We start from the raw sequence: 578 nt of genomic DNA on the forward strand, positions 1-578 counted from the left end.
ACGCACAGACCGGCCACGTCATCGTGCGTGTGAATCCGAAGTTCTACCGCCCGGCGGAAGTCGATCTGCTCATTGGCGACGCGACGAAGGCCGAACGCGAGCTTGGATGGAAGCCAACGACCACGCTCGAAGAGCTGTGCCAGATGATGGTCGAGGCGGACATCCGGCGTAACGAAGCCGGGTATTCGTTCTGAGCGTTCTGAGCGCTTTGAGCGTTCGGATATCGGCTTCGCCTGACTGAAAGCGGAACGGCCGGACACGCTGTGCGCTCGCGTGACGGCTGCGGCCTTTCATGCCGCTGCGTCACCGTCTTGTTTGACTCATCGACCTCGGGACTCCTATGAACACGTTCTTTGTTCTTGCGCTGAAAACCGCGCTGCTCACGGTGGTCATGTATCTCTCGGTGAGCGCGCTGGGATGTTCACCCATCGTTTCTCTCGTGCTCGCATCCATTCCGCTGGTTTTCATGTTGCTCAGTGTGTACACGGGCTTCGCCTTTCGCCTCGTGGCCTTCGTTTTTCTGGTTGCCTGTGCGAAGACCCTGATCGTGGGCGAAGACCTGACGGGCAAACAGGTCT

General features: G+C 59.0%; 2 protein-coding genes. Both read left to right on the forward strand.

Translation table 11 applies throughout. The features are described from left to right. Positions 1-194: GDP-mannose 4,6-dehydratase (locus PKKP23_RS33580; protein ID WP_205703043.1), on the forward strand; the 194-nt coding region annotated here is incomplete at its 5' end. A gap of 146 nt (positions 195-340) precedes the next feature. Continuing rightward, on the forward strand, positions 341-578 hold a 238-nt coding region (locus PKKP23_RS33585), incomplete at its 3' end, for a hypothetical protein (RefSeq protein ID WP_138721064.1).

The sequence above is a fragment of the Paraburkholderia kururiensis JCM 10599 = LMG 19447 genome, assembly GCF_003986935.1.
Taxonomy (GTDB): Bacteria; Pseudomonadota; Gammaproteobacteria; order Burkholderiales; family Burkholderiaceae; genus Paraburkholderia; species Paraburkholderia kururiensis.